The sequence below is a fragment of the Amycolatopsis sp. DSM 110486 genome, from assembly GCF_019468465.1.
GTDB lineage: Bacteria > Actinomycetota > Actinomycetes > Mycobacteriales > Pseudonocardiaceae > Amycolatopsis.
This window is the reverse complement of the sequence record NZ_CP080519.1, coordinates 4882436-4896125: the sequence shown is the minus strand read 5'-3', so window position 1 is coordinate 4896125 and position 13690 is coordinate 4882436. Positions and strand designations below refer to the sequence as shown.

General features: G+C 69.4%; 14 protein-coding genes. 4 read left to right on the top strand and 10 right to left on the bottom strand.

Going from position 1 to position 13690, the window contains the following annotated elements:
* Nucleotides 1-4: 4 nt before the first annotated feature.
* Nucleotides 5-1510 (bottom strand): MFS transporter, encoded by a 1506-nt coding sequence (locus tag K1T34_RS23945; RefSeq protein ID WP_220246432.1) that lies wholly within the window; start codon nt 1508-1510, stop codon nt 5-7.
* Nucleotides 1511-1630: 120 nt separating this feature from the next.
* On the opposite strand from K1T34_RS23945, the gene K1T34_RS23940 reads away from it, so the two are divergent.
* Nucleotides 1631-2335, top strand: coding sequence for a TetR/AcrR family transcriptional regulator (locus K1T34_RS23940; RefSeq protein WP_220246431.1), 705 nt, complete (start codon nt 1631-1633; stop codon nt 2333-2335).
* A 45-nt stretch (nt 2336-2380) separates the two neighbouring features.
* Here the strand turns inward: K1T34_RS23940 and K1T34_RS23935 are convergent, their stop codons facing one another.
* Nucleotides 2381-2575 (bottom strand): PspC domain-containing protein, encoded by a 195-nt coding sequence (locus tag K1T34_RS23935; RefSeq protein ID WP_220246430.1) that lies wholly within the window; start codon nt 2573-2575, stop codon nt 2381-2383.
* Nucleotides 2576-2800: 225 nt separating this feature from the next.
* On the opposite strand from K1T34_RS23935, the gene K1T34_RS23930 reads away from it, so the two are divergent.
* A complete protein-coding gene (locus K1T34_RS23930; protein ID WP_255638674.1) occupies nt 2801-3715 on the top strand; it encodes a hypothetical protein in 915 nt (304 codons plus the stop codon).
* Nucleotides 3716-3770: 55 nt separating this feature from the next.
* Here K1T34_RS23930 and K1T34_RS23925 read toward each other — a convergent pair whose 3' ends face one another.
* The 8 genes from K1T34_RS23925 to K1T34_RS23885 all read right to left on the bottom strand — a co-directional run bounded on the left by K1T34_RS23925 (nt 3771) and on the right by K1T34_RS23885 (nt 12234).
* Nucleotides 3771-4952 (bottom strand): ABC transporter ATP-binding protein, encoded by a 1182-nt coding sequence (locus K1T34_RS23925; RefSeq protein WP_220246429.1) that lies wholly within the window; start codon nt 4950-4952, stop codon nt 3771-3773.
* 3 nt (nt 4953-4955) lie between these two features.
* On the bottom strand, nt 4956-5798 hold the full coding sequence (locus K1T34_RS23920) for a carbohydrate ABC transporter permease (protein WP_220246428.1): 843 nt from the start codon (nt 5796-5798) through the stop codon (nt 4956-4958).
* Entirely contained in the window at nt 5798-6775 is a 978-nt protein-coding gene (locus K1T34_RS23915; protein ID WP_304504326.1) for a carbohydrate ABC transporter permease, read from the bottom strand. The genes K1T34_RS23920 and K1T34_RS23915 overlap by 1 nt, the downstream gene beginning before the upstream one ends.
* Entirely contained in the window at nt 6772-8088 is a 1317-nt protein-coding gene (locus tag K1T34_RS23910) for an ABC transporter substrate-binding protein (RefSeq protein ID WP_220246427.1), read from the bottom strand. Before K1T34_RS23910 ends, K1T34_RS23915 begins: the two co-directional genes overlap by 4 nt.
* A gap of 385 nt (nt 8089-8473) precedes the next feature.
* A complete protein-coding gene (locus K1T34_RS23905; protein ID WP_220247373.1) occupies nt 8474-8995 on the bottom strand; it encodes a general stress protein in 522 nt (173 codons plus the stop codon).
* 96 nt (nt 8996-9091) lie between these two features.
* Complete coding sequence (locus K1T34_RS23900) at nt 9092-9976, bottom strand: alpha/beta fold hydrolase (protein WP_255638673.1); 885 nt, start codon at nt 9974-9976, stop codon at nt 9092-9094.
* A 66-nt stretch (nt 9977-10042) separates the two neighbouring features.
* Nucleotides 10043-10978, bottom strand: coding sequence for an RNA polymerase sigma factor (locus tag K1T34_RS53465; RefSeq protein WP_255638672.1), 936 nt, complete (start codon nt 10976-10978; stop codon nt 10043-10045).
* A gap of 59 nt (nt 10979-11037) precedes the next feature.
* Nucleotides 11038-12234, bottom strand: coding sequence for an acyl-CoA dehydrogenase family protein (locus K1T34_RS23885; RefSeq protein WP_220246426.1), 1197 nt, complete (start codon nt 12232-12234; stop codon nt 11038-11040).
* Between the two features lie 239 nt (nt 12235-12473).
* Between K1T34_RS23885 and K1T34_RS23880 the strand changes: the two genes are divergently transcribed.
* The gene (locus K1T34_RS23880; RefSeq protein ID WP_220246425.1) at nt 12474-12782 is read left to right on the top strand and encodes a DUF4190 domain-containing protein; all 309 of its coding nucleotides are present in this window, start codon (nt 12474-12476) and stop codon (nt 12780-12782) included.
* Nucleotides 12783-12825: 43 nt separating this feature from the next.
* The gene (locus K1T34_RS23875; RefSeq protein ID WP_220246424.1) at nt 12826-13644 is read left to right on the top strand and encodes a DUF4190 domain-containing protein; all 819 of its coding nucleotides are present in this window, start codon (nt 12826-12828) and stop codon (nt 13642-13644) included.
* Nucleotides 13645-13690 lie beyond the last annotated feature (46 nt).

Genomic DNA, 13690 nt, shown 5'->3' with positions numbered 1-13690 from the left:
AGCTTCAGACGTGCACGGCCTGCACCACGGCCACGCCGCGCGGGGCGCCCGGGCGCAGCAGCAGCCCGGTGATCACCGCACCGACCGCGAAGATGACCGCGGCCCAGGTGAACGCCGTGGTGTAGCTGTGCACGGCCGCCTCCGCGGCGAGCTGCGGCGTGGGCGCGCGCCCGGCCAGGAACGACGTCGCCGCGTTGCCCGCGAGCGTGCTCAGCAGCGCGGTGCCGATCGAGCCACCTACCTGCTGCATCGTGTTGACCGTCGCCGACGCGACGCCCGCGTCGTGCAGCTCGACCCCGAAGGTCGCGACGCTCATCGCCGGCGCCATCGACAGGCCGATGCCCACGCCGAGCACCATGAGCGGCCCCAGCACGCCCTCGGCGTAGGTGCTGCCGGCGTCGATCGCGCTCAGCCACAGCAGACCGCCCGCGGCGATCAGCATGCCCGTGGGCACCAGCGGCTTCGGCCCGAACCGCGGCAGCAGCACGCCCGTCGCGGTGGTCGCGGCCGCCATCAGCGTGGCGACCATCGGCAGGAAGCCGAATCCGCTCTCGATGGGCGTGAACTTGAGGTTCTGCTGCACGTAGAACGTGAGGAACAGGAAGATCGAGAACATGCCGATCGCGATGAGGAACATCGCGATGTACGAGCCGCCGCGGTCGCGGTCGAGCAGCACGCGCATCGGCAGCAACGGGTGCTTCACGCGTTGCTGCAGCACGACGAACGTCGCCAGCAGCGCCAGCCCGGCCGCGAGGAAGCCCCACACCGAGATCGAGCCCCACGAGTCGTGCTCGGCGTTGGAGAAGCCGTAGACGAGTGCGAAGAGACCGGCCGACGCGCTGACCGTGCCCGGCAGGTCGAGCTTCGGGCGCGGGCCGTCGGACTCCTGGCGGCGCAGCAGCAGCGCGCCGCCGATGAAGGCGATGACCGCGAACACGATGTTCACGAACATGCACCAGCGCCAGTCGAGGTATTCGGTGAGCACGCCGCCCAGCAACAGGCCGATGGCGGCACCGCCACCGCCGATCGCGCCGAACACGCCGAACGCGCGGCCGCGTTCCTTCGGGTCGGTGAACGTGGTGGTGAGCAGGGAAAGCGCGGCCGGCGCGAGCAGCGCGCCGAACACACCCTGCGCCGCGCGGGCGATCAGCAGCATCTCGATGCTGCTCGCCGCGCCGCCGATCGCGGACACCGCGGCGAAGCCGGCCAGGCCCACGAGGAACGCGTTCTTGCGGCCGAACAGGTCCGCGAGCCGCCCGCCGAGCAGCAGCAGGCTGCCGAACGCGAGCGCGTACGCGGTGACGACCCACTGGCGGGCGTCGTTGGAGAAACCGAGGTCGACCTGCGCCGAAGGCAGCGCGATGTTCACGACGGTGGCGTCGAGCACCACCATCAGCTGGGCCAGGCCGATCATCACGAGGATGGCCCAGCGTCTGGAGTGGTGCGGGTTTTCGGCGTGGCTCGGCGCGTCCTCCCCCGGACGCTCGAGCGTGGCCGTCGAGTCAGGCATGTGGATTTCCCTCACGATAGTGATCAAAGCGCTATGTGGAGTAGGTCCCTCCCGTTACGCGGCCCAAAGTACACAAAAACCGGAGATGGTGCCTCGACTTCTTTTGGTAACCTGGGCGTCATGACACCGGACGCCGCACCGGCGCGGCCGCTGCGGCGTGATGCCGAGCTCAACCGCCGGCGCATCCTCGAATCCGCTCGCGCCGTCTTCGGCAAACGAGGGCTGGAGGCGACGCTCGACGACGTCGCGCACCACGCCGGCCTGGGCGTCGGCACCGTCTACCGGCGGTTCCCCAGCAAGGAACACCTGGTCGAGGCGATGTTCGTCGAGCAGCTGCAGGACATCGCCGATCTCGCGGAGCAGGCGCTGGGCGCCGAAGACCCGTGGGACGGTTTCGTCGACTTCGTGTGGCGCACGGTCGAGCTGCACTCCGCCGACCGCGGGCTGCGGGAGATCATGCTGTCCAAGGCGTTCGGGCACGAGCACGTGGCCGAGGTGAAAGCTCACATGGTGCCGCTCATCACGCGGCTGATGGAGCGTGCGCAGGAGTCCGGGCAGCTGCGGGCCGACCTCGTGCCCACCGATCTGCCGCTCATCCACCAGATGGTCGGCGCGGCGGTCGAGTACACCAGCGCCGTGGAGCCGCACCTGTGGCGCCGCTGTCTCGCGCTGATCCTCGACGGCCTGCGCGCCGAGCCGGGCCGCGCGACCGAGCTGCCGCACCCGGGGCTCGACCAGGCCGAGATCGACCAGGCGATGTGCGCGTGGCGCCAGCCGCGCCACCCGCATCCGGCCACTCCCCCGGTTCCGCGCGAAAAGCCGTGAAGGGCACCACGCGGGTGCCCTTCACGGCTTCGGTGCGGCCGGACCTCACTCGCTGGGCATGACGGCCCAGAGGATCAGGTAGGCGACGAACTGCGGGCCGGGCAGCAGGCAGGACAGCAGCGCGAGCACGCGGACCTTGCCCGGCGTGGTGCCGAATCGGCGGGCGAGCCCGGCGCACACGCCGCCGATCATGCGGTCGTTGCGCGGGCGGCTCAGCCTCTGCGTGACAGGTGCGGTCATCGTGGTCCCTCCCGTTGGGTTCGTGACTCAAGGACACCAGGAATGCGCCGCGAGCACATCGCTCCCCGGGACGATTCGGACCCCTAAGGGCCCGAGCCGGTCATCCCGCCACGCACGGACCGGCGTCCGATTTCGCGGCGCTGACCTGCGCGGACACCACAGCGCAGTGTGGGATTTCCCTGTCAGGGCTGATTTTTCGCGCGATTCGTGGTGATACTGCACCCCGTGCGTTCCCCCTTTGGACCCGTTGTCGTCGCGCTCGGTGGCGCGCTCCTGCTCGCCGGCTGCTCCTCGGCGGCCGCCCCCGCGCCCGTCTCGTTAGCCCCCTCGCCGATGACGGCCGTGGCGGCGCTCGGCGACTTCACCACGCTCGACTACTGCAGCCTGCTCGACGTCTCCCGCCTGCGCGGCGCGACGGCCGACGACCCCGACTCGTCGTTCACCGACTGCCGGACCGACTACGTGCGCAGCGGGCGCCAGCACACGGTGAGCGTGGGCCCGCTGGCCGCCGACGCGGACCCGAACGTGAAGCCGTACGAGTACTCCGGCCCGCTCCCCGACGGCGTCGCCGTGCAGCAGGCCGGCTTCACGCCCGACAAGACGTGCTCGCGCGTGGTGACGTTCGCCGACGGGATCCGCCTCAACATCGCCGTGACCGACGCCGAAGGCGCCGGCGCGTCGGCCGACCGCTGCTCCGACGCCGACGCCGTGGTCGGTGGGGTCCTCGCGGCCGCGAGCGGCGGCAAGGTGCGCCACCACCAGTTCCCCGACCGCTCGTGGGGCCGCGTCGACCCGTGCGCACTGCTCAACGTCCACGAGCTCGACGCGATCGCCGGCGCCGGCACGCAGCCCTCGGCCGGGTTGTCGGGCCACTCCTGCATCCGCGGCACGGTGAGCGTCGCGTTCTCCGTGCAGAAACAGGCACCCACCGGCGCGACCGCAACCCTCGGCGGCCGCACGGCGCGCCAGAGCACCGACGGAGCGTTCTGCCACCTGACGACCACTCAGCCGTCGCCGGACACCCCGGGGCGCGGCGAGCAGGCGGTGGTGAGCGTGGTGGACACGAGCGGTTCCAGCGGCGCGGCCGCGTGCCCGGTCGCGAGCCAGGTCGCGGCGCTGGTGTTCGCGAAGATCCCCTGAACACGACGAAGGCCCCTTCCCGAGCAGAGCGTGAAGGGGCCTCCGTACTGGAAACCTATTCCTGGTAGGTCAGGTTCCGCCCGTTGCTCGGGTCGAACAGCTTCACCTTGTCCGCGTCGAACCAGATCTCCAGGTCCGCGTTCTCCGCGGCCTGGGACTCGGCCGAGAGCCGGGCCACGATGAGCGACTCGGCGCCCGGCACGTCGGCGGAACCGCTGTCGGCGGCCAGCTCGGCGAGCTCGGCCGACGTGGCCACCTCGCCTTCCACGGTGAAGTGCGCGAACTTCTCCGAGCCCATCGACTCGAGCACATCGATGTGCGCGGTGAACGTGGAACCCTCGCCACGCTGGGCGGAGTCGACGAGCGCCGCGTCCTCGAAGTGCTCCGGCCGCACGCCCACGATCACCTCGCGCGGCGCGTTGGCGGCCTCGGCCATCCGGCGGATCCGGTCGGTGAGCGGCGTGGTGCCCAGCGGGCTGTGCAGCTCACCGTTCTCCAGCGTCGCCGGCACGAAGTTCATCGACGGCGAGCCGATGAACCCGGCCACGAACAGGTTCGCCGGGTTGTCATAGAGGAACTGCGGCGAGCCGATCTGCTGCACGTACCCGGCCCGCAGCACCACCACGCGGTCGCCCAGCGTCATGGCCTCGGTCTGGTCGTGGGTCACGTACAGCGTGGTCGTGCCCAGCTGCTTCTGGATCTTCGACACCGATGTGCGCATCTGGCCGCGCAGCTTCGCGTCCAGGTTGGACAGTGGTTCGTCCATCAGGAACGCCTTGGGGTTGCGCACGATCGCGCGCCCCATCGCCACGCGCTGACGCTGGCCACCGGAGAGGTTCGACGGCTTGCGGTCCAGGTGCGCGGTGAGGTCGAGGATCTCCGCCGCCTCCTCCACCTTCGCGCGCACCGTCGCGTCGGCCACCTTGGCCAGCCGCAGCGGGAACGCCATGTTCTCGCGCACGCTCATGTGCGGGTAAAGCGCGTAGGACTGGAACACCATCGCGATGTCGCGGTCCTTCGGCGCCCGCTCGTTCACGCGCTTGCCGTCGATGCGCAGCTCGCCGGACGAGATGTCCTCCAGCCCGGCCACCATGTTGAGCGTGGTCGACTTCCCGCAGCCGGACGGGCCGACGAGGATGATGAACTCGCCGTCCGCGATCGTGATGTCCACTTCGGACACTGCGAGCGCACCGTCGGGGTAACGCTTCGAAACTTTGTCGAGGACGATTTCAGCCATGGGTCAGCCCTTCACCGCACCGGACGTCAGCCCCGCCACGATGCGACGCTGGAAGAACAACACGAACAGGATGATCGGGATGGTGATCACGACCGCGGCCGCGCTCACCTGGCCCGTCGGGTCCTCGAACTGCGAAGACCCGGTGAAGAACGACAACGCGGCCGGCACCGTGCGCGACGCAGTGGTGGACGTCAGCGAGATGGCGAACAGGAAGTCGTTCCAGCAGAAGATGAAGACCAGGATCGCCGTGGTGAACACGCCCGGCGCGGCCAGCGGCGCGATCACCTTCCGGAAGGCCTGGGCCGGCGACGCGCCGTCCATCTTCGCCGCCTTTTCGAGCTCCCAGGGGATCTCCCGGAAGAACGCCGAGAGCGTGTAGATCGAAAGCGGCAGGGCGAACGTGATGTAGGGCAGGATCAGCCCCGCCCACGTGTCGAAGAGACCCAGGTTGCGCTCGATGTTGAACAGCGGCGTGACGAGCGAGACCTGCGGGAACATCGCGATCAGCAGGGACAGCCCCACGAGCAGCTTCTTCCCAGGAAACTCGAGGCGCGCGATGGCGTAGGCCGCCATCGTGCCCAGCACCACCGCGATCACCGTGGAGATCACCGAGATTCCGATGGAGTTCACCAGCGCCCGCAGGAACTCCGACGTCTGGAAGATGTCGGCGTAGTTCTTGAGCGTCCACTCCTGGGGCCAGAAGCTGCCGTCGTTGAGCGTTTCCTTCGTCTTGAAGGACAGGGAAATGATCCACAGCACGGGGATCAGCGCGAACGCCACGACGAGGATGTCGATGACGCCCCAGCGCACTTTGCGGCCGGTCGTGACCGCACCACCGATGGCCATCAGCGTTTACCCCCGTCGTCCGTGCCGGGTGCGGCGGTGCCGAACACCTTGATGAAGAGAAACGCGATGATCGCCACCGTGATGAAGATCAGCACGGCCATCGTGGACCCGATGCCGAGGTTGAGACCCTTGACCAGGTTGTCGTAGGTCATCATCGACACCGATGCGGTGTCCTGCGCGCCGCTGGTGAGCACGTAGATGTTGTCGAAGATGCGGAACGCGTCGAGCGTGCGGAACAGCAGCGCGACGAGGATCGCGGGCTTCATCACCGGCAGCATCACCTTGGTGAACCGCTGCCACGCCGAGGCCCCGTCCATCGCGGCGGCCTTCAGCAGGTCCTCCGGCACCAGCGCGAGACCGGCCATCAGCAGCAGCGCCATGAACGGCGTGGTCTTCCACACCTCGGCGAGGATGATGATGAACAGCGACGGCCACTGCTCGGTGAGCGGTGCGCCGCCCGACGCCAGCGAGTTCGCGAGGTAGCCGGTGTCCGGCGTCCACGCGAAGTACCACGAGAACGCCGCGACGACCGTGACGATGCCGTACGGGATCAGCGCGACGGTGCGCACGAGCCCGCGGCCCACGAGCGTGCGGTGCATGATCAGCGCGAGCGCCATGCCGAGCACGAACTCGATTGCCACCGACACCACGGTCAGGAACATCGTGGTGCCGAACGCGGTCCACCAGTAGGAGCTGGTGAGCACGGCCCCGTAGTTGGCGAACCCGATGAACTCCTGCTGCGCGGGGAACCTCAGGTCGTAGCGCTGCAGCGAAAGCCAGATCGAGTAGACGATCGGGTAGCCCGTCACCGCGATCATCACGAGGAAGGCCGGCGCGCAGAGCCACAGGCCCAGCCGCCGTTCGGCCCTCTTCCCCTCGCTGAGAACGGGTTTTCCCTTGCGGTGGCTCACGGCCTCGTGCGCGGGCGGTGCGCCGGTGGGTTCGGCGGTGCCGGTTGAGGGGTCCTGGACGGTCACGGGATCACTCCCTTCGACTGGAGCGCGTCACTGAGTTGTTCCCGCAGCTGCTGGGCCGTCACGGGCGGGTCGATCTCCGAAGGCGGCGACAGGATCTTCGACATGACCGTGGACGCGTTCTGGTACGCCGGGGAAAGCGGGCGCACCGCGGCGGTCTTCAACGCGTCGAGGATGGTGTCGCGCATCGGGTACTTGATGGCCATGTTCGGGTTGTCGTTCGACGCCGGCTTCGACGGGTCGAGCGGAACGTCGTTGTGGTACACCGATTCGATGGTCGGCGGCACCCCGTCGTTGATGGCCGAGAACTTCTGGTTCTCCGCGCTGCGCAAGCACAACGCGGCTTCGAACGCCTCGGGCTTGTGCTGCGAGTACGTGCTCACCGCGAGGTCGTAACCACCGATGGTCGTCTTCGCCGGCATGCCGGCCTTCGCCTCGGGGTACACCGCCCACTTGAAGTGCGACAGGTCCTGCGGCTTCTCCTCGGCGTAGGAGGCGTAGACGAACGGCCAGTTGAGCTCGAACGCGGCGTTGCCGCGCTGGAACGTCTGGCGGACGTCGTCCTCCTTCTGGTTGGTCAGCGACGGGTCCGTGATGCCCGACGACGTGACCTGTTTGAGCAGCGCCAGCGCGTCGACCGCGCCCTGGTCCATCACCACGGACTTGCCGTCGTCGGACAGGATGTGGCCGCCGAGCGATTCCACGAGCGTGTTGTAGATGACGACCAGGCCTTCGTACTGCGCACCGGTGAACACGATGCTGTACGGCTTGCCCTGGCTCTTGAGCTGCTGCGACATCTGCATCATCTCGTCCCACGTCTTCGGCGGGTTCGGGGTGATGCGGTCGTCGTACCAGAGCAGCTGCACGTTGGTGTTCTTCGGTGCGGCGTAGAGCTTCCCGTTGTAGGTGGCCGTCTCGAGCGGGCCCTGCAGCACGCCGTCGGACGCGGCGGCCTTGTTCTGCCCCGTCCACTCCTCGGCCCAGCCGGCCTCGGCGAACTCCGACACCCACGTCACGTCGAGACCGAGGATGTCCATCGACGTGTCACCGGCGGCGAGCCGGCGCGCCATCTGGATTCGCTGGTCGTCGGCACCGCGCTGGAGTTTGTTGTAGACGATTTCGTAGCGCCCGTTCGCGGCTTTGTTGCAGTTGTCCACAACGGTCTGGAAATTGTCCTCGGGCGCGTAGTACACGTTGATCTTCATCGGTCCCGAGCCTGTGCCACACGCGGCGAGCAGACCCGTGGTCATCAATCCGGCGGCCAGCAGCGCGCCCATTCGGGCGGGCGAGCGACCCCGTAGCCTCTTCTTCCCCATCGAACAAAAGCCTCCTCACCCGCGCACGCCGGTTACCGTGACGCCCCCAGGCATCACGACGCGATGAGGCGAGTCGCGCCAGCACCCCGACGTGCCAGTGCTCGGCCGGTCGCGCTGGAGAACGCGGCCGCCCGACTGGTGTCGGACAACCTATGCCCGGCGATCACACCCCGCAAGCAGTATCCGTAACGATTCAGGCTTGCGCAGCGCGAAACGCCGGAATTACCGGGGTGAACTGTGGACCGGCACTGCTTCCATTCGGGTGACTCAGCACGAATTCGCCAACGGCACAACCCGAATTCGGCCTAGGACGCCCCTAATCCGCCCCCTGTTCTTCACTGCCCGGCACCACGGGATGCGGCGCCGGGCAGCGCGAAAACGGGTGTCAGGCGGTGGCGGGCGGCGGCTTCAACGCCAGCTTCGAGAGCAGTTCCCGCCCCTGTTCGGCCGAACGCGGCTGGCACAGCACGTCGTAACGGCCGGCCACCAATTGGCTCGCGGACGAGAAGTCACGGCGCCCGCGGGACGCGCGGTAGCCGATGCCGGCGAACAACAGACCCGAAAGGACGCCGAGCACGAGCCCGGTGAGCAGTTGCAACGCGAAGCCCTGGTTCACGAACAGGCCCAGCATCAGCCCGGCGAACAAGCCGAACCACGCGCCCGACATCGCGCCCGCGCCCAGGACCCGGCCCCACGTGAGCCTGCCGATCACGCGCTCCACGAGCATCAGGTCCACCCCGACGATCGTCACATCCGTGACCGCGAACTCGCTCTCCGCCAGGAAGTCCACCGCGCGCTGGGCTTCCCGGTAAGTGCCGTACGACCCGATCGGCCAGCCGGTGGGCGGCGTCGGAAGCCGCGGCGGCCCGGCCGGCCGTCCACCACCAAAGGGACTGCTCACCATCATCACCTGCGTACTCGTCCGGTCCGAGGGGTCCATCTTGTCAAGAACCGGCGAACCGTGCGAACCGCGTACTGGTGAATGCCGTTCACCCAGGGTGCGTCAGTGGTCCAGGCCCTTGGCGAAACCGACCACCGCGTCGGCGAACAGCCCGGGCTCCTCCAGGTGGCCGAAGTGCCCGCTGTGCTCCAGGACCACGAGCCGCGAGCCCGGGATCCCGTCGTGCAGCTCGCGGCCCCAGCGCACCCCGCAGATCACGTCGTAGCGGCCGACGACCACGAGCGCCGGCACCCCGATCGTGTTCAGCACCGGGCGGTCGTCGAACAGCTCGGGGGTGCCGTCGGCGTCGCGGCCGGAGATGTACACGCCACTCACCTGGCCCTGCAGCGCGCCGAACTCCGCGAAGCGGCCGCGGAAGTCGGCGAAGTACGCGGGCAGGATGCCGCGCACGGCCTTGGTCACGTCTTCGTCGGACGACAGCGAGCCGAGCGACTGGAACGCGGCGAGCACGTCGGGCAGACCGGAGTCTCCTTCGGAGCGGGCCGCGTACTCCTCCAGCTGTCGCATCAGCTCCTCGCCGTGCTCCGCCCCGACGACGGGCGCGCTGTCGTAGAGCACGATCCCGGAGACGCGCTCGGGGTGCGTCAGCGCGAGGCGCTGGGCCACGAACCCGCCGTGGGAGTGGCCGAGGAAGAGGGTCTTCGCGAGCCCGAGGTGGTCGAGCAGGGCGAGGACCGCGCGGACGTAGCGGTCGCGCGTGTAGCCGTCGGGGTGCGTGGCCAGCCGGCTCGAACCGCCGGTGCCGATGGGCTCCGGGTAGACGACGGTGAACTGCTCTTCCACGAGCGGCATCCGCAGGTACTCCCAGTCGATGCCGGGGCCGCCGGAGTGCGCGACGCACACCGGGCCGGAGCCGTGGACGTGGTAGCGCTGCACGAGGCCGTCGAGCTCGACGGTGTGGGTGCCAGGGGCGAGGTGTTCGGTCACGGGGTGCTCCGTCTCGTACGGGTGTCTGGACACCCGCACGATGCGCAGCGACGACCGTTGGTTCGATCAGTTCGCTGTGACGGCGGCCATAGGCGCGTGGTGGAGCCGCAGATCTGCGACGCGGCCGCCGTCCAGCCTCATCAGCCAGGCGACGCCGGGCGGGCAGTGCGTCGGGTTGTCGGGTGGATTGAGCAGGTCCATCTCCCACACCACGACCTCGCGGCTCGCGACGATGTGCACCGGCCGCTGGCGCACGCCGGCGGCGAGGTCGCCCTCCATGCCGCGCAGCAGGAAGTCGTGGCCGACACCGCGGACGTCGCCCGCGGTGAGCACGACGTCCTCGGCCCACCGGTCGGCGAGCACCCGGGTGAACTCGCCGCGTTCGGCCGCGGCCAGGGTGTCCAGCGCGTCGAGCTTGCTGCCCGCGACGAGCGCGCCGGCGTCGTCGTGGGCCGAAGCCGCGGTGGCGCGCAGGGCTTCGGCGAGCTTGGCGCGACCCTGGTTCAGCCGGCTGCGCACGGTGCCGACGGGGATGCCGAGCGCCCGCGCGATCTGCTCGTACGACGTGACGCCGAGCGAGAAGTGCCGCAGCAGCATCACGAGCCGCACGGGTGGCGAGAGCTGTTCGACGGCGTGGGAGACCCAGTCGCGCAGCGCGTGGTCGTCGAGCAGCTGCTCGGGAGTGGCGAGCGTGGACGCGGTGAGGTCCCAGCCGTCGGCGACGGGAATGTCGCGTGTGGACCGAAGCCGCGCGCGGCAGGCGTTGCGCACCACCGTCCGCAGCCACGCGCCGACCGCGGCCGGGTCGCGGACATCGCCGATCCGGCGCAGCGCGACCACGGCCGCGTCCTGCACGGCGTCGTCAGTCTCGGCGGTGTAGCCGAGGATCGCGATCGCGACGCCGCGCATGCCGGCTTCGTGCCGCGCGAGCAGCGCGCCGAGCGCCGTCACTTCACCGGACTGCGCGGCGCGCGTCAGCTCGGTGTCCGAAAGCTCGCTCACTGGTCCAGGGTACGAGTGGTTTCGCGCACTTCGGTGTGAACTCGGGTACTCGGAGCCGCTCAGGATTTCGACTTGTACTCGCGCAGCAGACCGCGGCTGATGATGGTCTTCTGGATCTCGCTGGTGCCTTCGCCGATCAGCAGGAACGGCGCCTCGCGCATGAGCCGCTCGATCTCGTACTCCTTGGAGTAGCCGTAGCCGCCGTGGATGCGGAACGCGTCCTGCGTGACCTCGGCGCAGTACTCCGACGCGAGCAGCTTCGCCATGCCGGCCCCGACGTCGTTGCGGGCGCCGGAATCCTTGAGCCGCGCGGCGTTCACCATCATCAGGTGCGCGGCCTCGACCTTCGTCGCCATCTCCGCGAGCTTGAACGCGATGGCCTGGTGCTCGGCGATCGGCTTGCCGAACGTCTTGCGCTGCTGCGCGTACTCCACCGCCAGCTCGAACGCGCGGATCGCGATGCCGCACGCCCGCGCCGCCACGTTCACGCGGCCGACCTCGACACCGTCCATCATGTACGCGAAGCCCTCGCCGGGCGCGCCGCCGAGCACCTGGTCGGCGCCGACGCGGAAGCCGTCGAACACCGCCTCCGTGGTGTCGACGCCCTTGTAACCCATCTTCTCGATCTTCCCCGGGATGGTGAGGCCCGGCAGCACCTCGCCGTAGCCCTCGGGCTTCTCGACGAGGAACGTCGTCAGGTTGTGGTGGGCCTTCGGCGCGCCTTCGTCGGTTTTTGCCAGCAGCGCGATCAGGTTCGAAGTGCCGCCGTTGGTGAGCCACATCTTCGCGCCGTCGATCACGTAGTCGTCGCCGTCGCGACGGGCCCGGGTCTTGATCGCGGCGACGTCGGAACCCAGGTCCGGCTCCGACATCGAGAACGCGCCGCGCACCTCACCCGTGGCCATCCTCGGCAGGTAGTGCTGCTTCTGCGCTTCGGTGCCGTGGCGGGAAATCATGTGCGCGACGATGAAGTGCGTGTTGATGACGCCCGAGATGCTCATCCAGCCGCGCGCGATCTCCTCCACCACGAGCGCGTAGGTGAGCAGCGACTCGCCGAGGCCGCCGTACTCCTCGGGGATGGTGAGGCCGAACAGGCCCAGCGCCTTCATGCCCTCGACGATCTCCGCCGGGTAGGCGTCCGCGTGCTCCAGCTCCTGCGCGTGCGGGATGACCTCCTTGTCCACGAACGAACGCACGGTCGCGAGGATCTCGGACTGCACGTCGGTCAGGCCGGCGGTCTGGGCGAGGCGGGCCATCACGGGCTCCTTCCGCGGGGTTACCGCGGAGTATGGACGGCCGGGCGGGTACGCGCCTATGAGGGTGCTCACGCCGTGACCGCGTTTGCCCCGGTACTGTGTCGATCGTTACTAATCCGGCCACAGTCACGGCCGAATGGCTTCGCGGCAACAAGTTACGTGCCGCGCGGGGGTCGGCCTACTTTTGGCCGAATTAGTAAAGTGCGGTTCCGGGCAACCTGTGGCCGGGAAGGAGCGTGATGAACGAGAGCTACGAACACCCGTCGTTCGAGCACCAGCCCTACCCGCCGCAGGGCCCGCCGCCCGGCGCGGGTCTGGCGATCGGGTCGCTGGTGTGCTCGATCGCGGGCTTCATCGTGTGCGCGCCCGCCGCGATCGCCGGGATCGTGATGGGGCACATCGCCTACTACCGCTCGCGCCACGGGCGGGCGACCGGCGGCGCGCTGGCGATCGCCGGCTTCGTGATCGGTTACCTGGCGCTGGCCGTGTGGGGGATCATGATCCCGCTCGTGCTGCACGAGCTCGACAAGTACGGCGCCTTCGGCTGAGAAGGCTCGCGGTGGGCGACCACCAGAACCGAGGGGGAACCCGATGACCAACCCGTCCGAGCCGCAGGACCGGCCGAACGAGACCACGGCGTACGAGCCGCCGGCGACCGCCGACCCCGGCTCGTACGACCCACCGGCCACCGCGGACCCGGCCCCGTACGACCCGCCGTCGGGCGACGCGACGGCGTTCAGCTCGCCCGACAGCGTCAGCTCGGCGAGCGACCAGCCGACGACCTTCGCGGCGCCGGACAGCACCGGGTCCTCGTTCGCCGCGCCGGGCTCAACCGAAACGCCGTCGCCGTACGCCGCGCCGGGGAGCACGGCCGGCGAGCAGCCGTCTCCCTACGCCGCGCCCGGCAGCCAGCCCTCCGGCGGCTTCGCGGTGCCCGGCCAGCCCGAACCCGCCGCGTATCCCGGCGTGCAGCCGGCCGGTGCGTACGCGGCTCCGGCCTACCCCGGCCAGCCGTACCCGGGCCCGACCGCCTCGTACCCGGGCGCTCCCGCTGCTCCCGGTGTTCCCGCTGCTCCCGGTGCTCCCGGTATGCCGGCCGCCGCGCCGTACTCGCCGTACGGCCCGCCTCAGCCCTACGGTCAGCCGTACTCGCCGTACGGCCAGCAGCAGTCCAACGGCCTCGCCATCGGCGCGCTCGTGTGCTCACTGCTGGGCCTGATCACGTGCTTGATCGCGATCCCCGGCATCGTCATGGGCCACATCGCGCTCGCCAAGGCCAACCGCGGCGAGGCCGGCGGACGCGGCATGGCGCTGTCGGCTGTGGTGATCGGCTACGTGATCGTGGCGCTGTACGTGGGCTTCTTCGTCACCATCGTGATCCTCGGAACCAACGGGTACCTGGACAACTGACCGGAAAGCACACTCGCGCGGCCCGTCGACCAAGGCGGGCCTCGCG